This window comes from Mycobacterium sp. (assembly GCF_032159765.1).
Taxonomy (GTDB): Bacteria; Actinomycetota; Actinomycetes; order Mycobacteriales; family Mycobacteriaceae; genus Mycobacterium.
The window spans coordinates 35,690-57,614 of sequence record NZ_JAVHWM010000023.1; the positions used below are offsets into that span (position 1 = coordinate 35,690).

Sequence of the window (21,925 nt, forward strand, 5' to 3'; positions counted from 1 at the left end):
AGCCGTTAACCAGGCCGAGTAGAACGAACGCTGCCTCGAAATACACGACATACGAGACGTGCAGTTGTTGGCTCTGGATGTCCGCAAGCTTCCAGGTGGCGGGTGTCGCAAAAGCCGGTCGCGAAATTCATTTCGCGTATTTGACACACCGGCGAGTGCGTAGACGTTTCGCATCACCCGCGCGGCGTCGAGGCGCCGCGGCGATCGAGCATCGTCAGTTGACGCACTTGGGATCGTCGGACCCGGCCGTGATGACCGGCGACGGGCCCGGCGCCGAGTTGACCGGCGTGTCGACCACCGGGTCCACCGTCTCCGCCGCGGGGTTGCTGCTGTCCAGCCCCGACCCCGGCCCGGTGTAGTCGGCGGCGAGCACCACCCGGACCCGGCCCGGCGACAGGCTGGAATCAGCAATGACGGGCAGTCCGCGGAGTTCTTTTGCCACCGCCTGCGCTCCGAGGTCGTCGCTCTTGGCCGCCAGAATCTGGCTTCCGCTGACGTGGCCGGCGTCGTTGTTGCCGATCTGCCCCGTGGTGAATCCGGAGTTCGCCAGCACGTCGGACACCGCTGCCGCCAACCCGTTGATGTTGCTGTCATTGACCACGTCGACTGTGGTCTTGTCCGGGCTATAGGCCAACTTCTCGGTCTTGCCCTGCGCCTGGTCGTCGAGCAATCCCTTCACCCAGTCGGCAACCTGGGTCGGATTCACCCGCACCACGCTCTGCATGCCGTCGTCGCTCCAGCCGGCCTCGTCCAGCACGGGGATCGTGGCGAACGCGACGTTGCCGGCCGCCAGCTTCTCGAGCTGCTTGATGAAATCCATGATCTCCCAACCGGATGACAGCACGACGGAGCGCTGGATAGCGTCCTGCAGGCGGCCCAGCGCTGTCGGGCTGGACAGCGTCTTACCCGAAATCACTTGGTGTGCAAGGGATGCCATCACAACTTGCTGGCGCACCACGCGATCGAGATCGCCGCGCGGCAGGTCGTGGCGCTGCCGCACGAAGCTCAGCGCCTGCGGGCCGGCCAGCCGCTGCCAGCCGGCGGGAAAGTCTGCTCCCGAAAGGGGTTCGTAGACCGCGTCTTTCAAACACACATCGACGCCTCCGATGGCGTCGGTGATCAACGCGAACCCGAGCAGCCCGATCTCGGCGTAGTGGTCGACCGTCACGCCCGTCAGGTCGGCAACGGTCTTGATCAGCGCCTCGCGGCCCGCCTCCGTCGACTGCGAGTCGGCCTCGGCATCGGCGACGCCCGATTCCACGAGCTGCGTACGCTTTTGCTCCTTGGTCTGGCCGTAGACGCCGTTGATCTTCGTCTTCCCCAGACTGGGCGCGGCCACATACGAGTCGCGCGGGATCGAGATCGCCGTGGCGGACTTGCCGTTGTTGGGGATACGGACCAGGACGATGGTGTCGGTGTTGGTCGAGACATCGTCGCCCGCGTGCAGCTCGGCGAGCTCCTCCTCGCTCAGCGGATTGCCGTGCGCGTCGGTACGGCTATCCATTCCGACCAGCAGGATGTCGATCGCGCCGTCCTCGCCCCCGCCGCCGAGAAGCGCCGAGGTGATGTGGGCGATGCCGTCCTCGAACGAGCGGATCTTGCTCCACGCCAGGCCTGTGGCCATGACGATGGCAGCTGCCACCACCGTGCACAGCACGCGGACACTGCGGCGCGCAGCAACGGCCGGCCCGGCGGTAGGCACAGCAGGCACGACAAAACCCCGTTCGGTCGAATGGCTGCACCCAGGCTACTTGCGAAAACGCCGGTTAAGGCGTAGCGCGTCCGGCGTGCCAGACTCGTGAACCGTGAGGAACCGAATTGTTATCTGCGGGGCGCGCGGACAGGTCGGCCAGTTCCTCACCGATGAGGCGCAGCGCCTCGGCCACGACGTGCTGGCGCTGAACTCCTCGCAGTGGGACATTTCCGACCCGGATGCGGGCCACGGTCTGGTGGAGCCCGGTGATGTGGTGGTCAACTGCGCGGCCTACACGGCGGTCGACGCGGCGCAGACCGATGCGGACAAAGCGCACGCGGTCAACGCCGCGGGCCCGGGCAACGTTGCCCGCGTGTGCGCGAACGCGGGCGCGCGGTTGATCCACATATCCACCGACTACGTGTTCAGCGGAGAGTTCGACGGGGCGCCGCGACCGTATGACATCGGCGACGAGCCGGCTCCGCTTTCCGTCTACGGCGCCAGCAAGCTGGCCGGCGAAAGCGCCGTGCACGCGGTGCTGCCGAACGCACACGTGGTGCGCACCGCATGGGTCTACACCGGAGTCGGCGGCGATTTCGTCGGCGCTATCGCGCGTAAAGCCGACGAGGCCGAATCGATCGAGGTGGTGGCGGATCAGGTCGGGTCGCCCACCTACGTCGGCGATCTGGTGTCAGCGTTGCTCGAGCTCATCGGCGGCACGATCACCGCGCCGCTGCTGCACGCCGCGAACGCCGGGGCGGCCAGCCGCTACGACCAAGCCAGGGCAGTGTTCGAGGAGATCGGCGCCGACCCGGGCCGGGTACGGCCCGTGCCCAGCGACCGCCATCCGCGGCCAGCGCCGCGGCCTGCGTACTCCGCGTTGTCGTCGCGACAGTCGGCCGCTGCCGGGCTGACACCGTTGCGGCCGTGGCGGGAAGCCCTGGCGGCGGCGCTGAGTGGCCTTGGCCGATGATCTGGCTGCTGCTGCACGGCACGCCGCTCAGCCCGCAGGTGTGGGACGGCGTGAGGGAGCATTTGCGTGACGATGTGCGCGTGCCGGACCTGAACGCGCTGATCGAGCGGGTTCCGTCGGGGCAGTTGCACACCGAGTTGGCGGCCGCAGTGCTGTCCGAGCTGCGTGCCCCAACTGCTCCTCACGTCCGCACCGCCCCGCTCGTCGTCGTCGGGCATTCGTTCGGCGGCCAGGTCGCCCTCGAGGTTGCGTTGATGGCGCCGGCGCGCGTCGCACGGCTCGTCGTCGTCTGCAGCAGGCACACGCCGTTCCCGGCCTTCGCCGACGGTGCCCGCACCGTGCGCGAGGGCAGGCCGGTCGACATCGACGATGGCCTGCGACGCTGGTTCACCGCCGACGACCTGACGAACCACAGTCCCGTCGTCGACTACGTCCGCGACCAGCTGCAAACCGCCGCCCGGGGCCCGTGGGCGGCGTCCCTCGACGCGATCGCCACTTACGACCGGTCGGCGGACGTCGGCCGCATCGGCACGCCGACTGCACTGTTCGCGGCCGCCCACGACGAGGTGGCGACCCCTGCGGTCAATACCGAGCTGGCCTCGGCACTCCCGCACGCCCGGCTCTCGGTCATCGCGGAATGGGCGCACATGTCGCCGTTCGTCGACCCCGCCGCGTTCGCGGCCCGGCTGAGCACCGCCGTGCAACCGCTACCCTCGACGCCGTGAATGACGATGGCGGCCTTCGGTGAGTGACGAACTCGTTGTGGTGACGGTGACGTACTCGCCGGGACCTCACCTGCAGCGTTTCCTGGCGACGCTGTCTCATGCCACCGACCGGCCGGTCAAGGTCATCATGGCTGACAACGGCTCCACCGACGGCAGTCCGGAAGACGCCCAGCAGGAGTTCCCCAACGCGCGACTGCTGCGTACCGGCGGGAATCTCGGATACGGCGGCGCCATCAACCGCGCCGTCGCCGAAGCATCCAAGGAGAACGACAACCTGGATCTGTTCGTCGTGGCCAACCCCGACGTGGCGTGGGGCCCCGCCAGCATCGACGAGCTGATCGAGGCCGCGGGGCGCTGGCCCCGGGCTGGCACGCTCGGACCGCTGATCCGCGACCCGGACGGGTCGGTGTACCCGTCGGCGCGGCACCTGCCCAGCCTCATCCGCGGGGGCATGCATGCTGTCGTGGGTCCGCTGTGGCGCAGGAACCCGTGGACCGCGGCCTACCGCCAGGAGCGGCTCGAGCCAAGCGAGCGACCCGTCGGCTGGTTGTCGGGCTCCTGTCTGCTGGTGCGCAAGGCCGCGTTCGACGAAATCAACGGCTTCGACGACCGGTACTTCATGTATATGGAAGACGTCGACCTCGGCGACCGGATGGGGAAGGCCGGCTGGCAGAACGTCTACGTGCCGTCTGCCGAGATCCTGCACGACAAAGGGCACGCGACCGGGCGTGATCCTGCCCGTAACCTCGCGGCCCACCACACCAGCACCTACATTTACCTTGCCGACAGGCACCCGCGGTGGTGGCAGGCGCCGCTGCGGGGGGCAATGCGGGCAGCGCTCGTGGTGCGCTCGCGGCTGGCGGTGAGGAGATCTCGGCGCGAACGCAAGAAAGGGATGCGATGACCGATGAGCGCTTGCGCGAAGAGCAGACGGCGCCCGATGAGCGCTTGCGCGAAGAGCAGACGGCGCCCGATGAGCGCTCAGGCGAAGAGCAGATAACCCGGGCCGTCGACGCTGTCGTCCTGGTCGGCGGGCAGGGCACCCGGCTGCGTCCCCTGACCCTGTCGGCGCCCAAGCCAATGCTGCCGACTGCGGGGCTGCCGTTCCTGACGCATCTGCTGTCGCGAATCGCGGCGGCGGGCATCGAACATGTGGTGCTCGGTACGAGCTATAAACCGCACGTATTCGAGGCGGAATTCGGCGACGGCAGCAAACTCGGGCTGGAAATCGAATACGTCACTGAATCCGAACCGCTGGGCACCGGCGGCGCGATCGCCAATGTGGCAAAAAAGTTGCGCCACGACACCGTGATGGTGTTCAACGGCGACGTGCTGTCCGGGGCGGACCTCGCCGCGCTTCTGGACTCGCACGCCAGCCTCGACTCCGACGTCACCCTGCATTTGGTGAGGGTCGGCGACCCGCGCGCGTTCGGCTGCGTACCCACCGACAACGACGGGCTCGTGACGGCTTTCCTGGAGAAGACCCAGGACCCGCCCACCGATCAGATCAACGCAGGCTGCTACGTGTTCCGTCGGTCGGTGATCGACCGCATTCCGGTCGGCCGGCCGGTGTCGGTAGAGCGCGAGGTGTTTCCCGCGCTGCTGTCCGAGGGTCTGCGAGTGTGCGGCTACGTGGACTCCTCGTATTGGCGTGACATGGGCACGCCCGAGGACTTCGTGCGCGGATCGGCCGACTTGGTCAGAGGCATCGCACCCTCACCGGCACTCGGCGGTCAGCGCGGCGAGAAGCTGGTGCACGACGGCGCCGCGGTGTCGCCCGGGGCGCTGCTGATCGGCGGCACGGTCGTCGGCCGCGGCGCCGAGATCGGGCCGGGCGTTCGACTCGACGGCGCGGTGATCTTCGACGGCGTGCGGGTTGAGGCGGGGTCGGTGATCGAGCGATCGATCATCGGGTTCGGCGCCCGGATTGGTCCGCGAGCGCTGATCCGCGACGGGGTGATTGGCGACGGCGCCGAGATCGGCGCGCGCTGCGAGCTGCTCCGGGGCGCGCGGGTGTGGCCTGGGGTGAAGATTCCTGACGGCGGTATTCGCTATTCGACCGACGTGTAGATCGCCCGCGATGTCAACGCGTCGCGGCCGCAAGTCAGGGCGTCAGGCCGTGAGGCCGCCGTCTGCGACGAATGTCTGACCGGTGATGTAAGTGTTGTCCTCGCTCGCCAGGAACATCACGAGGCGTGCGATGTCCTCGGGTTCCCCCAGTCGTCCGGCCGGGGTGCGGCGGACGATCTGCTCCAGTTGCTCCTCATCGAGCCCGTGCGACATTTCGGTGCGCAGATACCCGGGCGCGACTGAGTTGACGAAGATGCGTCGAGATCCGAGCTCCCGAGCGAGCGCACGCGTCAACCCGTCGATCGCGGCCTTCGTCGCGCTGTACACCGCGAGACCCCGGTAGCCGGACAAGCCCACAATGGAGGAGATCGAGACGATGTGACCACCGCCTTGGGCGAGCATGCGTCGGCTCACCAGGCGGGTGATCTCCAGGGTCCCCTTCAGGTTCAGGTCGATGACAGCGTCGACATCGCCTTGATGAGCGGTGGCCAGGACACCGTCACGAGCGACCCCGGCGTTGTTGACCAGGACATCGATGCGCCCCCACCGCTCGACAACGGCGCGGACGAAGGCGGCGTCGTCGCCGCGGTCGCTGACGTCGGTCTCACAAAAGAGCAGCCGATCTGCGACCTCGCCGTCAGAGAGCCAACGGTCGATCTGCTCGGTGCGGGTGCGCGCGCAGGTCGCGACTCGATTACCCGCGTTCAGGTAGGCCCGGACGATTCCGGCGCCCAGACCGCGGCTCCCGCCGGTGACGACGACCACGCGATCATCGGTGATCGTCATCGCGCACCTCTGGCGATCTTGTTCCCGCTGGTCAGCAGATCGTCGACGACCTTAATGCTGCGCGGTCGCCAACTGGGGGGTAGGTCCTCACACGCGGTTCGGATCCCTGCAGTAACCGTCTCGGGGTCATACCCGGGCGCGACAACCACTTCTGCGGCGACGACCGCACCGACTACCGGGTTGGGGCGTCCACTGACGCGCACCACGACGACACCGTCGACTGAAGCGATGCGTTCCTCGATTGGCACCGGGTGCACCTTGACACCGCCCACGTTGATGACCTCCGACGTTCGTCCGCGGAACTGAACTCGACCGTCGATGATCTCCACGGTGTCACCCGTCGGGCGCCAGTCTTCCCAATCCAAATCTTCCTCGGCGGGATCCGAACCGGCATCACGATAGCCCAGCATCGACGACATCGACCTGACCCACAGCTCGCCGTTTCGCACTTCGAACTGGATGTGATCGCGGGCGGTGAGGAGCTCCTCGGGAATGCCTGGAAGGCCGTCCTTCACCGTGATCGCCGCGCCGAATTCAGTCGCGGCGTAGACCTGAGAGATATGGGCGGTGGGAAAGCGGTTCTTTAGATCTGCAAGCACCGATGCCGGGACGGCTTCGCCGCTCAGCGTGATCTGGGTAAGTGGCGGCAAGGTGGCGCCGACAAGCTCGAGGAGCGCGAACCTCCAGAAGGTGGGTGTACCGCTGGCATGCGTGATGGACCACTGCGTGAGCAGGGGGCTGGCGTGGCGCGGCTGGAACGAGTCGGGGATGTAAAGGGTCGCCGCGGCGGCGAAAACGTGGAGAACGACCTGAAGACCGCCGAACTGGTTCAGCCCGTAGCTAAGCAACCATCGCTGCTCGGGTGTCGGACGAGTCGCTGCTACCGGCGCGATCAGGCGGCTCCACAGATGACGGGCAGCCCGGGGAGCGCCGCGGGTAGTACCCGACGTTAGGACCAGGACGGACCCGTCCGCTGCGGGATCGCCGAGTGCATCGTCGGCGGTGGTCGCAACAACCGCGGACGTTGCTAGCACGCGCGGCCCCTCGAGCTCCCGCGACGTCACGATCGTCGCGCTTCCCAGCCGCTCAGCGGTCGACAACACTGTCTCGTCCGTCGCCGCCCGCGGCAAAACACACACTTCGATTCCCGCATACGCACAACCGACCAGCACGATGAGGCTCGTGACCGGATCGTCCTCCGCCACGGCAACAAGTCCGGCGTTCGAGGAGCGCAGTTGTATCGCCACATCGCGCGCCTCCGCCAACAGCTGTCCATAGGTCAGCGAGCGTGATTCACCGACTACCGCGAGGTGATCAGGGGCTCGCTCAGCCGATCGCTGGACGAGACCAATCATGCAGAGGCTGCGTAGAAGTCGAGCACCTGGCCGACCACGGTGATGTCGTGATCGGCGCTGAACGGATCGCTGCCAAGGGTGTCCTCGAGCAGCACCGACAGCTCGGCGACCTCGAGCGAGTCGAGTCCGAGTCCCTCTCCATAGAGCGACGTCGAGGCGTCGAACTCGGCCTCCTTCTTGATTCGCACGAGGAAACGGCGGATGGTCTCGTCGGCCAGACTGCGGGCATCGCGCATTGAGGCTCCAGTGATGTCATGGGCAGGACCGGGTCGCAAGTGACTATAGCGAGGCGGCACGGGGTTGGGGCGCCGCTGCCGAGAGCAACGCGTACCCGAGGGTCTGCTCCTGCCACAAACCTTCCAGCACATGCAGCGACCGGGCGAACTCATCGACGCCCTGCTCGCCCAGCGCCGCCGTGACTGCGTCGACGTGCAGTTCGAGGTTCTCGCGCCACCGCGCGAATGTCGGGTAGGTGGCTTCGGAGAGGTCGAGCACGTGGTCGACCTCCAGCCCGTGGGCGCGGGCCGCCGACGTGTAGGAGTCAATCGAGTCCATCCGCGCCGAGCCGTAAACCGCGCGGAGCAAGGCGAACTCGTCACGTCGACGGCGCAGCTCGGAGAATCCGATCTCGCGCAGCCGCACGATGTCGCACATGACGAACCGCCCACCAGGGCGCAGCACCCGCGACGCCTCGGACACGAACGCAGCGCGGTCGGGCATCAGGTGGGAGGATTCGAGCGCCCAGACACGATCGAACGTGTCGTCGGGCAGGCCGTTGGCCATGGCGTCGCGGAGCTCGAACGTCGCGGTGCTGATTCCCCTGGACCGCGCGCGGGCCCTGGACTCGTCGATGCCGACCTGGCTCGTCGTGATGCCGAGCACGTCGACGCCGTAGTCCTCGGCGAGGCGGCACGCCTGGGTGCCCGAGCCACAACCAACGTCGAGCAGCCGCAGGCCCGGCTCGAGGTCGGCCTGCTCAATCATCAGATCAGTCAGCCTCGCGGTCGCAGGCTCCAGCGAAGTGTCGACGCTGTCGAAGACGCCGTAGTGCAGCTCGGCACCCAGGAGGAGTCCCCACGCCCGGGTGACGCGGTCGTAGTGGGTCGCCGGATCGTAAGCGAGATCGGCGTCGTCAGTGGACACGTGCGGCGCTCCTGATCAGTTCATTCGACGTGCGGAGAGGTGCGAACAAAGTAGCCGAGGTTCTCTGGCAGGTCCCGGACCGCCTCAGCGGGATTGCCGCTGTAGAAGGTGAACTCCTTGGTCAACGGCGTGTTAACCACCGAACCGGCCGCGACAATGGACCGCGGAGCAACCGACGTGCCCGCCAAGATCAGAACGTTGCTCAAGACTGCGCTTCGTTCACCGATCGTCACCGGGGCGCAACGCTGTCGATTGCGTACGAGATCGACACTGTGAGTGACGATCACCGACCGGTAACCGCCCATCGTGGCGAACTCACCAAACGTCACGGTGTCCGAGCAGTCGATGATGTGTCGGCCACTGATCCCCGCACCCCGACCCATCACGAGCGCCGGACGGCGCTTCGGTGAGTGCTTGAAGGCTCCGCTGCCAACCGGCGGCCCAGAGATCCAATTGAGATAGCTGATGATCGATTCATCACCCATGGTCAGTTCGTCGAGGCCCTTGATCATGTTGCCCGTGCCGATAGCGGCGCCGGCACCGATCGTGACGCGACGGGCCGCGATAATGCTGTGACCCAGATGAGCCGTCGGATGGACCTTCCAGCCGAGCAGCACGGTCCCCCCGAGCCGGTGCAGCCGACTGGGGAGCAGGGCAAGCACCACTGCGACAAGCAAACGGACCTTCATGCGACGGCATCGTACAGATGGCGATGCTTAGCGGTACCGGCCGAGCGCTCGGTGTAGGCGTATCGAAGAACGGCGAGCAAAGCCAAAACGGGAAGGCACGCCAATCGCTGCTAGCGGTGCGGCAACGGCTGATGGAAAACGCCGACCCGGCAGCAAGTCTCATAACCAGCCATGTGCCGTGGTTTCAGAATGACGTGGCGGGAACCCATGCGGCGGAGCGCTGGGCAGTTGACGCGGCAAAGCTACGATGACCTACGTTGCCTGCCACGCGTTGCTCAGGAGGCTTTCCCGCAGCAACTCCGGACGACAGGCGCATGTCAGTGGAAGCATTCACAGGCGGCCGATTGAGCTGTCGAGTGGCGCGAATCGAACCGCTTGTGAGGGAGGCGCAATGAGCGACGACTGCCATACAGTCCTACAAGTTCCGCGCAGCATCACAACGCTCACCGCCGGTGGCAATATCGGAACTTTCGCCTAGTGAAGCGACTCGGCGGCGAACTCGTTCAGCCAGTTGGCGAATTGGATGTGCACTTCGCCGGGGAACCTCTTTGGTTCGTCATCGGACCGGTGCCGTCGGTCGCCGACGACGACTTGGCGGCGATCGTGGACGAGATAGCTAGCGGCGGCCCGAACTACCGGCTCGGTTTGATTCCATCGCGTAGTACGCGGTTCTGGCCCGTCGTAAGCAAACCCGGCCAAGCCGCGGTGCTGCCGCCATGTTCGCTCGGGTGTCGCGATTTCGAAGAAGTCGTGGCCAACGCCGAAAAAATTCACCCCGACATCCCATTCGCCGTCTGGCGTTGTGGTGAATTCCTGTGCGTCTATGGTGATCACGGGCTCGGTGACGGTCGGCTATTCCTCCGCCTCCTTCAAGCTCTGACCAGGTCGGGTGCGCTCGCTGATTCTGTATCTCGCCAAGCGCGAGTCACTCGGCATCCATTTGCCCTAGCGCTGTGGACGGGGATACGACATCGACCGGCTGCGCTATCGCGGGGTGGCTGGGAGCTGGCCAAGTCGCTCGCGGTCCGAGCCCGCAGGCGAGCGCCAGGTGCTTCGCCGCAGCGGAGTGCGCCGGAATCGATCGACATCAGCACCGTCAGCTCGGCAAGTGACAAGCCTTCGACAATATGGTTGTCCAGCAGCTCGGATTTCATGAGGGATCTTCGGACATACCGTGACGAATTTTATCCAGGGGTGTCCACGACAGTAATGGTGATGTTCTTCATCTGCGCGTCGCTGGAGTCGGCCGGAATTAATCTATCGGCAGACGTAGGAATTCTTACCGACCTTCGGCGTTTCCTGCCAGCCGAATCGACTACATGGGCCAATTTTGTGTCGGTTGTCGATGTGCCGTTCTCAAAGGGGACGAGTCCGGACGATTTCTCGATGCTAATGAGACGTGAGATTCTGTCGTACCGGTCGGTGCTCAAACTTGCAGCGCCGCTGATGGTGTCGAAAGCTCGCTACGCGTGGTTCGGCCAACGAGCCAGGCCGCGCCGTGCCGAGGTGCAGGAGAGCACGGACGAGCGTCGGGCAACGCTCACGTTGACCGAGTTCACAAAACCGGGAGTCGACTCGGAGATAGGGTGGGCGGATGCTCGCCAATCGCGGTTGGCCGTGATCACTGACCCCGCGACGCGACAGCACCTCGTGGTTATTCTGCACCCACCCGCGGCAGACCGCTTGCAGGTGACCGCCAGATTCTTCGCATCCCACATCGATCCGGAAACGATTCGAAGAGCGCTGAAGAATGCGTTAAATACGCCGTGGGAAGGTCGTACCACCGCGGCAAACTAATGACGGGTGCAATAGTCTTCAAGCTACTGACTAACCGGAATGGTGAAGGGCTTCGATTTATCAGTGAGGTATTACTGGGGTCTTGTCCTGATGGGAGGCGAGAGCCCAGAGTGACCGGCTTGCCGGGTAGCCGAGGTCGTGCAGGCAATGAAACGATCTTTCCCCAGCGCCGCCCCACCTCCGAGAATGCCGCCGCGGCGAATCCTACGAGGCCGAGTTATTCGAGGCGGAATTCGGCGACGGCAGCAAACTCGGGGCTGGAAATCGAATACGTCACCGAAGCCGAACCGCTGGGTGGCGCCCAAGCTGCGCCACGATACCGTGATGGTGGTCAACGGCGACGTGCTGTCCGGGGCGGACCTCGCCGCGCTTCTGGACTCGCACGCCAGCCTCGACGCCAACGTCACGCTGCATCTCGTGAGGGTCGGCGACCCGCGCGCGTTTGGCTGCGTACCGACCGACTTGGGCAGGGGCATCGCGCCGCCACCGGCGCTCGGCCACGTGCGCGGGAGAAACTGGTGCACGACGGTGCCGCGGTGTCGCCCGGGGCGTTGCTGATCGGCGGCACGGTCGTCGGCCGCGGTGCAGAGATCGGGTCGGGCGTTCGACTCGACGGCGCGCGCTGCGAGTTGCTCCGGGGTGCGCGGGTGTGGCCTAGGGTGAAGATTCCTGACGGCGGAATTCGCTATTCACCGACGTTTAGCCGCGAGCCTGTTCGCGTCGTTACGGTGAATTTTCGGCCGTGTTGCAGGGATGTTGGGCAAAGTTAAAATCCGACGGCATAATGAGGTCTACAGTTAACTTCCCGCGGTTTGCGGGAATCGGGTGGGCGAGAGGGCGGCAATGGCAATTTGTGATGAGGGCGGCCAAGGACTGCCAAGCTCGCCGCCTCCGCGGCGCCGCCGCAACAGGCTGGCCGGTGCACTGGCCGCGGGTGCCGGATTGCTCGCCGTCGCCGTCACGGCCGTCGTGCTGGCGGGCAGCGCGCAGTTGGTGAGTTCGCCGATGGCCACGGCCGGCACCACCAGGGCAACGCCCTGGGTTCCCCGCCCGGCATTCCTGGGCAGACCGGCGCCGCACCCGTCGACGTCGGTGTCCGCGCAGGGGCCGAAGGCCGATGCGGAGGCCAAAGCTATCGGCGGTTGGGTGAACAAGGCCGGGGTCCCGTTCGGCGCCATTTCGGATGCGATGACGAACCTGGGCAAAGCGCTCGACAATGGTGACCCCGCGACGGTGCGGCGGGCCTGCATCCAGCTGGGCAATACCGGTGAGAAATTCGCCAAGACCCTGCCCACGCCCAACGAGGAGATGACGGCCGCGAGCCAAACCGCTGTGAGCGAGATCGCCGCCGCCACCTCCGCGTGCCTGGCCGATCCTCCCGACTTCGACGGACTGACAAACCACGCGACCGAGGCCAACAAGCAGCTGGCGACTGTCGCTAAGATCGCCTCGGGAGGCTGATCGCCTCAGGCGGTCCGGACACGCGCTCGCGCGACGAGTCCGTTGAGCGCGTAATCGGTGCCCTCGGGCAGTGCGTCGACGTGCCACCATCGCAGGTCCAGTGACTCGCTGCTGCACGCGATCTGGGCGCCCGCGGGCGCGTGCGCGATGAACTGCAGGTCGAGGTGCCGCGTGGGTATCCCCAACGAGCACGTCACCGGGTGGACGTGAACGGCGGCCAGTTCGGGTTCGACCGCGAGTTCTCCGATGCCTGACTCCTCGACGGCCTCGCGGCGCGCGGCCGCGACGATGTCCGCGTCCCCATCCTCGCAGTGCCCGCCGAGCTGCGCCCAGCGGCCGAGCCTCGGGTGCAGCGTCAAGAGCACCTGTGCGCCGGTGTGGTCCAGCACCAGCGTCGACGCCGTGATGTGGCCAGGCACGCACTCGCGTCGGCATGCGTCCTCGCGCCCAAGCACGAATGACAGCACCGCATAGCGGAGCGCGTCCTGAGCCGCATCGGGCGCATTCCAGCCGCTGAGCATCGCAACGACCGAATCGCGCAGGCTCACTTCTCGACCAGCAGGTCGGTCGCGTCGGCCGGACCGCGCGGTGTCACCGGCTCGTACGGATAGCCGATTGCAATGGCGCCCATGGGTTCCCAATGCTGTGCCAATCCGAGCACCGATCGCACTTCCTCGGGGGCAAAGATCGTCGATCCCACCCAGCAGCTGCCGATGCCCCGCACGGCCAGCGCGACGAGCAGTCCCTGCACTGCCGCGCCGACCGCGACGGTGAACATCGTGTGCTCGGCCGCGGTGCGGGCGGCGTCGGGATAGTCGTGTGCGCCGTCAGGAACCAGGAACGGGATCATCAACTCCGGTGCGTCGTAGAGGATTTGACCCCGCGCCACCCGCCCGTCGGCCGCGGCGGTGGACTTTCCGTCGCGCCCAAGATCCTCACGCCAGCGCGCGCCCATCTGGTCGAGCAGCATGGCGCGCACGGCGCGATCACGAAGCCAGACAAACCGCACGGGCCTTGTGTGGTGGGGTGCGGGTGCGGTCAGCGCGTCGGCGATGGCGTCCTCGATGTCGCGCCCCGGCACGGGATCAGACGCGAACCGCCGCACGGACCGCCGCAGCAGCAGGGCCTGCTGTCTGCCCTCGGCGAGCGCCTCCTCGGCGCCGAGGCGGAACAGATCCTCCTCGCCGGGCCTGACCAGCCGGGCCGCGGTCGAGCCGTCATCGGCAATTGCCAGCCCGCGCACCACCGCGACCGGGATGCCCGTCAGCTTGCCCTTGACGAGATCGGCGGCAGAGGCGATTTCATCGGCCACGGCAATCTCGGTGACGACGAGCTCGTTGCCGTGCGCATCGCGGGCACCCGCGTACCCGTGTAAGACCTCGAAGCCGGCGGCACCGATCGCCACGTCTGTCTGGCCATTACGCCAAGCGCGGCCCATCGTGTCCGTGATCACCACGGCCACAGCGACATTGAGCCGCTCTTGCAGCGCACGTCGCAATGCTGCCGCGCTGGCATCCGGATCGACCGGCAACAGCGCGAGTTCGGTGGACCCGACGTTCGACCCGTCGACACCGGCTGCTGCTTGCACAAGCCCGAGGGCATTCTCGGTGATCAACGTCTTGCCCTTGCGGGCGAGCACCCGCACAGCCTCGGCATCGATCAGCTTGCGGCGCAGATCGTCTCGTGCCTGCGGATCCGACGGTGCCGGAACGATCCGGCCCTCGCACTTGCTGAGCACCTTGCTGGTGACCACCACAACGTCGCCGTCGCGCAACCACGGAGCCGCCGTGGCCAACGCCGCCGAAAGATCGTCGCCGGGCCGGAATTCGGGCAGTCCGGGCACCGGCAGCACCTCGACGCGCGCGGCAGATCCGTGCTCGGTCATGAGCGCGGTCCAGAGGTGATGCCGGCCACCTGCAGTCCGTTGCGGACCATCTCCGCGGTCGTCGGCGGGTCGGTCATGAGGAGCGGAACCGAGCGGACCGCGATGCCGTCGATCTGTGCGGAGTCACCCTCGTGGATGAGCCACCCATCCAAGATGCCGACCTTCGCGCGGGCGCCGTAGTAGGCGCCCACCGCCTCCGAAGTGCTCGCCACGCCGATTACCCTGAGGCATTCATCGGCCATGCCGCGCAACGGTTTTCCGCTGACGATGGGCGAGTAGCCGATGACCGCCGCTGAGGTGGCGCGCAATGCGGCACGCACACCGGGGACGGTCAGAATTGCGCCGATGCTCACCACCGGGTTGGACGGCGCGATGAACACCACGTCTGCGCCCTCGATCGCCTCGACGACGCCAGGTCCAGCGGTCGCCTTGTCGGCGCCGACGAACGCGAAGCTGTGGGTCTGCACCTGCGCCCGGTAACGAACCCACCACTCCTGGAAATGGATCGCTTTGCGTGCGCCGTCGTCCGGATCTGTGATGACGACATGTGTTTCGCAGCGGTCATCGCTGGCGGGCAACAGCGTCGCGCCGGGCGACCAGCGCCGGCACAGTGCCTCGGTGACTTGCGAGAGCGGATAGCCCGCGCGCAGCATCTGACTGCGGACGAGATGGGTGGCAAGATCGCGGTCGCCGAGCCCGAACCAGTCGGGCTGCACGCCGTAGCGTGCCAATTCCTCCATCGCGTGCCAGGTTTCGTCCCGATGCCCCCAGCCTCGTTCCGGGTCTATGCCACCTCCCAAGGTGTACATGCAGGTGTCGAGGTCGGGACAAATCCGGACGCCGTGCATCCACGCGTCGTCGCCGATGTTGACGATCGCGGTCAGCTCGCCGGTTCCGCCATCGCCGGTGGCGAACTGGCCCAGCCCGAGCAGATGCTGGACGCCGAGCAGGAAGCGCGCCCCGCCGACGCCGCCCACGAGAACGGTGACCTTCACGCCATCCGACACTAGGTCCTGAGGCGGTGGTGGCCCACCTCGGGCGACACGCCGAGGTAACGGCGCGCCGATTTTCGATCACAAGATGATATGAAATCTGGTTCTAACGCTTGACCGGACAAGATCGCAAGTGTGTAATCACACCAGTGTCATTCCCGGTTGGCTCCTCGTTTCTGGTGTCGCAGACCGAGATTCGATCACTTGTTCGAATGTGAATTGAATAGTGGACGACATTCCACACCTACTGCGATCATCAGGTTAGGAGGCGAAATGCCTTACGACTACGCGGATTTCCCGCAGCCACTCCGGCTGGGAGACCCGGGATTGAGCACATGGGGCAGCACGCCGCAAATCCCCTCCAGCGCAGAAACAACGGGCACCCCCAGACGTGCCCACCTGACTTTGGTGTCAGAGGACTTCGGCCCGGCACCGTTGACCCCCGATGACCCGCTGTGGCAGGACCGGGCGCTGTGCGCTCAGACCGATCCCGAGGCGTTCTTCCCCGAAAAGGGTGGGTCGACGCGGGAAGCCAAGCGCATCTGCATGGGCTGCGAGGTGCGCGACGCGTGCCTGGATTACGCGTTGGCCCACGACGAGCGCTTTGGTATCTGGGGCGGGCTCTCCGAACGCGAGCGCCGGCGCCTCAAGCGCGGCATCATCTAGTTCGCGGAGAAGGCAAGCGCTATTCGTCATCGAGCATGGGGTCGATGACCGACGGCTCGACGCCCAGATACGTGGCCACCTGAGCCACCAGCAGCTCGTGCAGAAGTTCGGCCAGCTCGTCGCCGTCCTTGGCTCGGCGCTCGATTGGCTTGCGGAACAACACGATTCGCGCTCGCGTCGGGTTCCCGCGAACGTCAACGCCCGCCGGGATGAGGCGGGCCAGCGCGATCGGGCCGTCGGCAACGACCTCCGGGGGCCACTGCACACTGTCGGGATCCTTCGGTGCCAGGCGCGGGATCTCGTCGACTGCGACGTCCAGCGCCGACACTCGCTCCTGCCAACGGTGCTCAATCGGTTCGTAGGCTTCCAGTACCGCCATGTCGAATCGTTCCGCGCGGCTGCGCCACCCGGGCACCGTGGGCGGCAGCAGCGGGCCCCGCATTTCCCGCCGCCTAGTCATGTCGCGTGCCCGCCACGCGGGTGATCGTAACGGTTGGAGATCTTGCCGCTCACCCGTGCGCGTGTCCGGCACTCGCAGGCGACCGCGCGCGATAGCCTCTCGATCGTGAACGTTCCCCGGCGTTGCTGTCGGCCCGGGTGCCCTCACTATGCGGTCGCGACGCTGACGTTCGTCTACTCCGACTCGACCGCGGTAGTCGGGCCACTGGCCACTGCGGCGGAGCCCCATTCGTGGGACCTCTGCGTCGCCCACGCCGGGCGGATCACCGCGCCGCGCGGATGGGATCTGGTTCGCCACGCCGGCCCGCTGCCCACGAGCCCCGATGACGACGATCTGGTAGCCCTAGCCGACGCGGTTCGGGAGGGTCGCGACGGCGTGCTGCTGGTTAGCCGCGGCGGGGCCGCACTCGACAACCTCGCTGATGGCGCCCCGCTGGCCACCAATCCCGCCGCGATGGCGCCGCCCGCACATCCGGTGACTTCGGGGCGCAGGCGCGGCCATTTGCGGGTGCTGCCTGATCCGCCGCAGTGACGGCGGCTTAGCTCACCGCGCGAGGACCATCATCGACGCGCCGCCCATCAGGCGTACCCCGAGGTCCTCGTTCATCCGGCGAAGCAGCCGGCGCGGGCCGTTGACGATTCGGGTGCGCAAGGCCCGGTTCGGCAGCGTCTCAGCGCCGTGGGTGTAATTCCAGTCGACGACTTCATAGCCGGAATCAGCCAGTACGGCCAGGGCCGTGTCTTTGAAGAAGTAATGCAAATGCCCTATCGCCTGCCTGGCCTGCAGAATCGGCTTTCCGCGAAGCACGCCCTGCACTGAAAGATCAAGAGGTATATGAAACAGCTTCAAAGGTGCCCGCGGTTTCATCGCCCGCAGAAATCCCATGTAGTCGTCGACATGCTCAAAAACGTCAATCGCCATCACGAGGTCGGGTGTTTTGCCGTCGACCTCGAAATAATCGGCATGGTAAAAGCTCAGACCGTCGGCCGCCTTGGGTGCGGCGATCGCGAAAGCCTGTGGGGATACGTCATACCCGTCGATCTGTGAATCGGGGAAGACCTTCTTCAGGCATACCAAGATTTCGCCCGACCCGGTGCCGATTTCGACAATGTGCTTGGGCCTTACACGATTGCGGTCGAGAATGTCGGCGATCCATTTCGCCTTCGTCGGGGAGTCCCCGGCGTGCCAGTCCGGATTATGTTCGAGATATTCGCCGCTTTCGTAAATATTGTCGTCCATGCTTCGTCGTTCTTCCTTGCGTTCTTGCGTTCGAATTACCGAATCTGGACTGCGGGATTCCGCAGCGTACCACGCCAGGAGTTGCCCGAATCCTTCGGTTTGTTGCTCTTCGCGCAAGCGCTCATCGGCGGCTTGTGCTCTTCGCGCAAGCGCTCATCGGCGGCTTGTGCTCTTCGCGCAAGCGCTCATCGGCGGTTTGTTGCTCTTCGCGCAAGCGCTCATCGGCGCGCAAGCCGTTCCGGCTAGGCTTGCCAACGACACTCGTCCATCGATCAGGAGCCCGTCGTCGTCATGTCCCGGCCCGCTGCGGTGGTCCACCGCGTGATCAAGGCCTACGACGTACGCGGCTTGGTGGGCGAGGAGATCGACGAGTCATTCGTGTTCGATGTCGGAGCGGCGTTCGCGCGGTTGCTCAGGGCCGAACAAGCCGATACGGAAGCAATAGTCATCGGGTACGACATGCGCGAGAGTTCGCCCGCGCTGGCCGCTGCCTTCGCGTCCGGAGTGCGGGCGCAGGGACTCGACACCGTGGACATCGGGCTGGCCTCCACCGATCAGCTCTACTTCGCCTCTGGCTCGCTCGACTGTCCCGGCGCGATGTTCACCGCGAGCCACAATCCCGCCGCGTACAACGGAATCAAGCTCTGCCGCGCAGGCGCCAAGCCCGTTGGCCGAGACACCGGGCTGGCCACCATCTCCGATGACGTGATCGCCGGGGTGCCCGCGTACGCCGGGCAGCACGGGCTGGCGTCCCGCCGGGACGTGCTCGCCGACTACGGCGAATTCCTGCGGTCACTGGTGGACCTCACAGGCACCCAACCGCTGCGCGTCGCCGTCGACGCCGGCAACGGGATGGCCGGACTCACCACTCCCGCGGTGCTGGGCCCGATCCCGTCGATCAGCGTGGAGCCGTTGTTCTTCGAGCTCGACGGGGCGTTTCCCAACCACGAGGCCAATCCGCTGGATCCGGCCAATCTCGTGGACCTGCAGGCGCACGTTCTCGCCACTCGGGCCGACATCGGGCTGGCGTTCGACGGCGACGCCGACCGCTGCTTCGTGGTCGACGAGCGCGGCGAGCCGGTGTCTCCGTCAGCGGTCACCGCGCTGGTGGCCGCACGCGAACTCGGGCGCGAGATCGGCGCGACCATCATCCACAACCTGATCACGTCTCGTGCCGTGCCCGAACTGGTGACTGAGCGGGGCGGAACTCCGGTGCGCTCATGCGTCGGGCACTCCTATATCAAGGGCCTGATGGCCGAGACCGGCGCGATCTTCGGCGGTGAGCACTCCGCGCATTACTATTTCCGCGACTTCTGGGGTGCCGATTCGGGGATGCTTGCGGCCCTGCACGTGCTCGCGGCACTGGGCGGTCAGGACCGGCCGCTGTCCGATCTGATGGCCGACTATCAGCGCTACGAGCCGTCCGGCGAGATCAATTTCACCGTCGACGACGCGCAGGCCTGCATCGATGCGGTGCTGCGATCGTTCGGCACGAGGATCGTGTCGATCGACCACCTCGACGGTGTCACCGTCGACTTGGGCGAAGGCACGTGGTTCAACTTGCGGACGTCGAACACCGAACCGCTGCTGCGGCTCAACGTCGAGGCCCGCACCAAGGCCACCGTCGATGAGATCGTCGGCCACATTGGCGACGAAATCACTTCTCACACAGGCGTTTCCCGATGAACGCCACTCGCTCGGTGATCGACCTCGACGACGCCGACGGCCTCGCGGGCGCCGACCGCGACGGCCTACTGCGCGCTGTGTCGACGGCGGGTGCGCACGTGCGCGCGGTGGCGGCCGCGGTCGAGGAAGGGGAGCTCGAGTCGCTGACGGGCCCGCTGCCGCGCACCGTGATCTGGGTCGCGGGCCGAGGCACGGCCGCAACGGCGGGACGCGTGGTGTCGGCAATCGTCGGAGACGTCGCGGGTGTGCCGATCCTGCAGTCCAGCGGTGCACCGCCGTGGCTCGGACCGCTCGACACGGTGATCGTGGCCGGTGATGATCCTGGTGATCCGGCTCTGGCCGCCGCCGCATCGCTCGCTGCGCGGCGCGGGGCACGCCTTCTCGTGGTGGCGCCATTCGAGGGGCCGCTGCGCGATGCCGCCGCCGGGCGGGCAGCCGTGCTGGCGCCGCGGCTTCCACTCAACGACGCGTTCGGCCTGTGCCGCTACCTGGCGGCCGGGTTGGCAGCGGTCGCTGCCGTCGACACGTCAGTGCGTGCCGATATCGCCGCGCTCGCCGACCAGCTCGACGCTGAAGTCCTGCGCAGCAGCGCGGCCCGTGAGGTGTTCACCAACCCCGCCAAGGCACTGGCCGGGCGGATGCAGTCGCATCGCGTTGTGCTCACCGCCGACTCCCCTGGCCCGCTCGCGGTGGCGCACCACGGCAGCTCGGTACTGCTGCGGGTAGCCGGTGAGATTGCCGCCGCGACAAGCCTTTCGGATGCGGTCATCGCGTTGCGCTCGGGCCTGTCGGGCGTAGTGCACGATTCGGTCGACGAACTGTTCCACGACGAACAGATCGACGGACCGCTGCCCGATCGGCCGCGGGTTCTTGCATTGGTGCTCAACGACGAACGCCGCGTGGTCGCGGCGCGGATCGCCGGGCTGGGCGACATCGACGTCGTCGGCGCCGATGACGTCGCCGACCCGAGCGCGGTGGGGATCGGCGGCGCCGATGCGCAACTGGGGGTGCTGGCCGTGCGGATGGAGATGGCGGCCGTTTATCTGCGATTGATACGGGGTTAGGGACGTGCATTTGTTACGCGGCGCAGTGCGCACGTACGCGTGGGGGTCACGCACAGCGATTGCGGCCTTCACCGGAAGGCCGACGCCCACACCGCATCCGGAAGCGGAGCTGTGGTTCGGGGCGCATCCGGGCGACCCTGCGTGGCTGGAGACCGACGGTGGTGAGCAGTCGCTGCTCGACGCGCTGAGGGCCGACCCGGAAGGCCAACTCGGCGACGCGGTGCTGAACCGGTTCGGAGACTGCCTTCCGTTCCTCGTCAAGGTACTCGCCGCCGACGAGCCGCTCTCGCTTCAAGCACATCCGAGCGCTGCGCAGGCCGCCGACGGGTTCGAGCGCGAGGAGAAGCGCGGGATACCGATATCGTCGCCGACGCGCAACTACCGCGATCGCAGTCACAAGCCGGAGCTGGTGATCGCCCTGCACGAGTTCGAGGCGCTGGCCGGCTTCCGCGATGTCGCGAGCAGCATCGAGCTGATGAGGGCGCTGGCGGTGCCCGGTCTCGACCCGTACGTCGACCTGCTGACCGGGCAACCGGACGCCGACGGGCTGCGCGCACTGTTCACCACATGGATCACCGCGCCCCAGCCGGACCTCGACGTACTGGTGCCTGCTGTTCTCGACGGTGCCATCAACTATGTGCGTTCCGGCGCATCGCGTTTCGCTGACGAAGCCAAGACGGTGCTCGAACTCGGCGAGCGGTATCCGGGCGATGCCGGCGTGCTGGCCGCGTTGCTGCTGAACAGAATGCGGCTGGCGCCCGGAGAGGGGATCTTTCTGCCTGCCGGCAACCTGCACACCTACCTGAGCGGGTTCGCGGTGGAGGTAATGGCCAACTCCGACAACGTGTTGCGCGGTGGGCTGACGCCCAAGCACGTCGACGTCCCCGAGCTTCTGCGGATTCTCGACTTCGACCCAGTGTCGGAGACCGCGTTGCGACCGCAGATGCACAGGGACGGAACGGAATTGATCTATGACGTGCCCACCGACGAGTTTGCCGTTTCACGGGTGAGCATCGAGGGAGAGAACCTGGGCCACGAGATCGACGCCGCGGTGCGCCACGACGGCCCGCAGGTGCTGCTCTGCACCGACGGCTCGGTGTTGCTGCACGCGAAGTCGTCGTCGTTGACACTGCACCGCGGGCAGGCCGCGTGGGTGCCCGCAGACGACGGGCCGATACGCCTGGTCGCGGATGAGCCCGCCGAGTTGTTCCGCGTCAGTACCGGGATTTAGATGGCAGCGG

The 21,925-nt window shown here is 66.5% G+C and carries 23 protein-coding genes and 1 pseudogene; 12 read left to right on the plus strand and 12 right to left on the minus strand.

Annotated features, from left to right (window positions below; genetic code table 11):
* Nucleotides 1-214: 214 nt before the first annotated feature.
* Entirely contained in the window at nt 215-1,624 is a 1,410-nt protein-coding gene (locus tag QOH60_RS02605; protein WP_526416850.1) for an LCP family protein, read from the minus strand.
* A gap of 181 nt (nt 1,625-1,805) precedes the next feature.
* On the opposite strand from QOH60_RS02605, the gene rfbD reads away from it, so the two are divergent.
* From rfbD to manB, 4 genes are read left to right on the plus strand one after another with little or no spacing between them, the layout of a single operon-like run.
* Complete coding sequence (gene rfbD / locus QOH60_RS02610; RefSeq protein ID WP_526416782.1) at nt 1,806-2,666, plus strand: dTDP-4-dehydrorhamnose reductase; 861 nt, start codon at nt 1,806-1,808, stop codon at nt 2,664-2,666.
* Entirely contained in the window at nt 2,663-3,391 is a 729-nt protein-coding gene (locus QOH60_RS02615; RefSeq protein ID WP_526416784.1) for an alpha/beta fold hydrolase, read from the plus strand. The genes rfbD and QOH60_RS02615 overlap by 4 nt, the downstream gene beginning before the upstream one ends.
* A gap of 19 nt (nt 3,392-3,410) precedes the next feature.
* Nucleotides 3,411-4,295 (plus strand): glycosyltransferase family 2 protein, encoded by an 885-nt coding sequence (locus tag QOH60_RS02620; RefSeq protein WP_526416786.1) that lies wholly within the window; start codon nt 3,411-3,413, stop codon nt 4,293-4,295.
* Nucleotides 4,292-5,461 carry a mannose-1-phosphate guanylyltransferase ManB gene (gene manB, locus QOH60_RS02625; RefSeq protein WP_526416788.1) on the plus strand — a complete coding sequence of 390 codons (1,170 nt, stop codon included), beginning with the start codon at nt 4,292-4,294 and terminating at the stop codon, nt 5,459-5,461. The genes QOH60_RS02620 and manB overlap by 4 nt, the downstream gene beginning before the upstream one ends.
* 42 nt (nt 5,462-5,503) lie before the next feature.
* Here the strand turns inward: manB and QOH60_RS02630 are convergent, their stop codons facing one another.
* From QOH60_RS02630 to QOH60_RS02655, 6 genes are all read right to left on the minus strand, one after another.
* The gene (locus QOH60_RS02630; protein WP_526416790.1) at nt 5,504-6,247 is read right to left on the minus strand and encodes an SDR family NAD(P)-dependent oxidoreductase; all 744 of its coding nucleotides are present in this window, start codon (nt 6,245-6,247) and stop codon (nt 5,504-5,506) included.
* Nucleotides 6,244-7,602 carry a class I adenylate-forming enzyme family protein gene (locus tag QOH60_RS02635; RefSeq protein WP_526416792.1) on the minus strand — a complete coding sequence of 453 codons (1,359 nt, stop codon included), beginning with the start codon at nt 7,600-7,602 and terminating at the stop codon, nt 6,244-6,246. Before QOH60_RS02635 ends, QOH60_RS02630 begins: the two co-directional genes overlap by 4 nt.
* The gene (locus QOH60_RS02640; RefSeq protein WP_526416794.1) at nt 7,599-7,838 is read right to left on the minus strand and encodes a phosphopantetheine-binding protein; all 240 of its coding nucleotides are present in this window, start codon (nt 7,836-7,838) and stop codon (nt 7,599-7,601) included. Before QOH60_RS02640 ends, QOH60_RS02635 begins: the two co-directional genes overlap by 4 nt.
* Nucleotides 7,839-7,881: 43 nt before the next feature.
* Nucleotides 7,882-8,745: an SAM-dependent methyltransferase gene (locus tag QOH60_RS02645; protein WP_526416796.1), complete on the minus strand. Its 864-nt coding sequence runs from the start codon at nt 8,743-8,745 to the stop codon at nt 7,882-7,884.
* A 20-nt stretch (nt 8,746-8,765) separates the two neighbouring features.
* Complete coding sequence (locus QOH60_RS02650) at nt 8,766-9,434, minus strand: acyltransferase (protein ID WP_526416798.1); 669 nt, start codon at nt 9,432-9,434, stop codon at nt 8,766-8,768.
* A gap of 474 nt (nt 9,435-9,908) precedes the next feature.
* Nucleotides 9,909-10,268, minus strand: coding sequence for a hypothetical protein (locus tag QOH60_RS02655; protein WP_526416800.1), 360 nt, complete (start codon nt 10,266-10,268; stop codon nt 9,909-9,911).
* A gap of 375 nt (nt 10,269-10,643) precedes the next feature.
* On the opposite strand from QOH60_RS02655, the gene QOH60_RS02660 reads away from it, so the two are divergent.
* The 3 genes and pseudogenes from QOH60_RS02660 (at nt 10,644) to QOH60_RS02670 (ending at nt 12,692) form a co-directional block, all read left to right on the plus strand.
* Nucleotides 10,644-11,231: a hypothetical protein gene (locus tag QOH60_RS02660; RefSeq protein ID WP_526416802.1), complete on the plus strand. Its 588-nt coding sequence runs from the start codon at nt 10,644-10,646 to the stop codon at nt 11,229-11,231.
* A gap of 196 nt (nt 11,232-11,427) precedes the next feature.
* Nucleotides 11,428-11,932: pseudogene (locus QOH60_RS02665) on the plus strand (nucleotidyltransferase family protein); the annotation flags it as partial.
* Nucleotides 11,933-12,074: 142 nt separating this feature from the next.
* Nucleotides 12,075-12,692, plus strand: coding sequence for a hypothetical protein (locus tag QOH60_RS02670; protein WP_526416804.1), 618 nt, complete (start codon nt 12,075-12,077; stop codon nt 12,690-12,692).
* 5 nt (nt 12,693-12,697) lie between these two features.
* Here QOH60_RS02670 and QOH60_RS02675 read toward each other — a convergent pair whose 3' ends face one another.
* Genes QOH60_RS02675 through cofD form a run of 3 tightly spaced genes read right to left on the minus strand, consistent with a single transcriptional unit; the run spans nt 12,698 to nt 15,572 of the window.
* Nucleotides 12,698-13,240 (minus strand): NUDIX hydrolase, encoded by a 543-nt coding sequence (locus QOH60_RS02675; protein ID WP_526416806.1) that lies wholly within the window; start codon nt 13,238-13,240, stop codon nt 12,698-12,700.
* Nucleotides 13,237-14,577: a coenzyme F420-0:L-glutamate ligase gene (locus tag QOH60_RS02680; protein WP_526416808.1), complete on the minus strand. Its 1,341-nt coding sequence runs from the start codon at nt 14,575-14,577 to the stop codon at nt 13,237-13,239. Before QOH60_RS02680 ends, QOH60_RS02675 begins: the two co-directional genes overlap by 4 nt.
* Nucleotides 14,574-15,572, minus strand: a complete 999-nt coding sequence (cofD, locus tag QOH60_RS02685; protein ID WP_526416810.1) for a 2-phospho-L-lactate transferase — start codon at nt 15,570-15,572, stop codon at nt 14,574-14,576. The genes QOH60_RS02680 and cofD overlap by 4 nt, the downstream gene beginning before the upstream one ends.
* A 396-nt stretch (nt 15,573-15,968) precedes the next feature.
* Between cofD and QOH60_RS02690 the strand changes: the two genes are divergently transcribed.
* On the plus strand, nt 15,969-16,235 hold the full coding sequence (locus tag QOH60_RS02690) for a WhiB family transcriptional regulator (protein ID WP_526416852.1): 267 nt from the start codon (nt 15,969-15,971) through the stop codon (nt 16,233-16,235).
* A 19-nt stretch (nt 16,236-16,254) separates the two neighbouring features.
* Here QOH60_RS02690 and QOH60_RS02695 read toward each other — a convergent pair whose 3' ends face one another.
* Nucleotides 16,255-16,677 carry a metallopeptidase family protein gene (locus QOH60_RS02695; RefSeq protein WP_526416812.1) on the minus strand — a complete coding sequence of 141 codons (423 nt, stop codon included), beginning with the start codon at nt 16,675-16,677 and terminating at the stop codon, nt 16,255-16,257.
* Between the two features lie 123 nt (nt 16,678-16,800).
* Here QOH60_RS02695 and QOH60_RS02700 point away from each other — a divergent pair, with 123 nt between their 5' ends.
* Nucleotides 16,801-17,226 carry a DUF3499 family protein gene (locus tag QOH60_RS02700; protein WP_526416814.1) on the plus strand — a complete coding sequence of 142 codons (426 nt, stop codon included), beginning with the start codon at nt 16,801-16,803 and terminating at the stop codon, nt 17,224-17,226.
* A 12-nt stretch (nt 17,227-17,238) separates the two neighbouring features.
* Here QOH60_RS02700 and QOH60_RS02705 read toward each other — a convergent pair whose 3' ends face one another.
* The gene (locus tag QOH60_RS02705) at nt 17,239-18,051 is read right to left on the minus strand and encodes a class I SAM-dependent methyltransferase (RefSeq protein ID WP_526416816.1); all 813 of its coding nucleotides are present in this window, start codon (nt 18,049-18,051) and stop codon (nt 17,239-17,241) included.
* A gap of 174 nt (nt 18,052-18,225) precedes the next feature.
* Between QOH60_RS02705 and QOH60_RS02710 the strand changes: the two genes are divergently transcribed.
* From QOH60_RS02710 to manA, 3 genes are read left to right on the plus strand one after another with little or no spacing between them, the layout of a single operon-like run.
* Complete coding sequence (locus QOH60_RS02710; protein WP_526416818.1) at nt 18,226-19,620, plus strand: phosphomannomutase/phosphoglucomutase; 1,395 nt, start codon at nt 18,226-18,228, stop codon at nt 19,618-19,620.
* Nucleotides 19,617-20,684, plus strand: a complete 1,068-nt coding sequence (locus QOH60_RS02715) for a TobH protein (RefSeq protein WP_526416820.1) — start codon at nt 19,617-19,619, stop codon at nt 20,682-20,684. The genes QOH60_RS02710 and QOH60_RS02715 overlap by 4 nt, the downstream gene beginning before the upstream one ends.
* Nucleotides 20,685-20,688: 4 nt before the next feature.
* Nucleotides 20,689-21,915, plus strand: a complete 1,227-nt coding sequence (manA, locus tag QOH60_RS02720; RefSeq protein ID WP_526416822.1) for a mannose-6-phosphate isomerase, class I — start codon at nt 20,689-20,691, stop codon at nt 21,913-21,915.
* Nucleotides 21,916-21,925 lie beyond the last annotated feature (10 nt).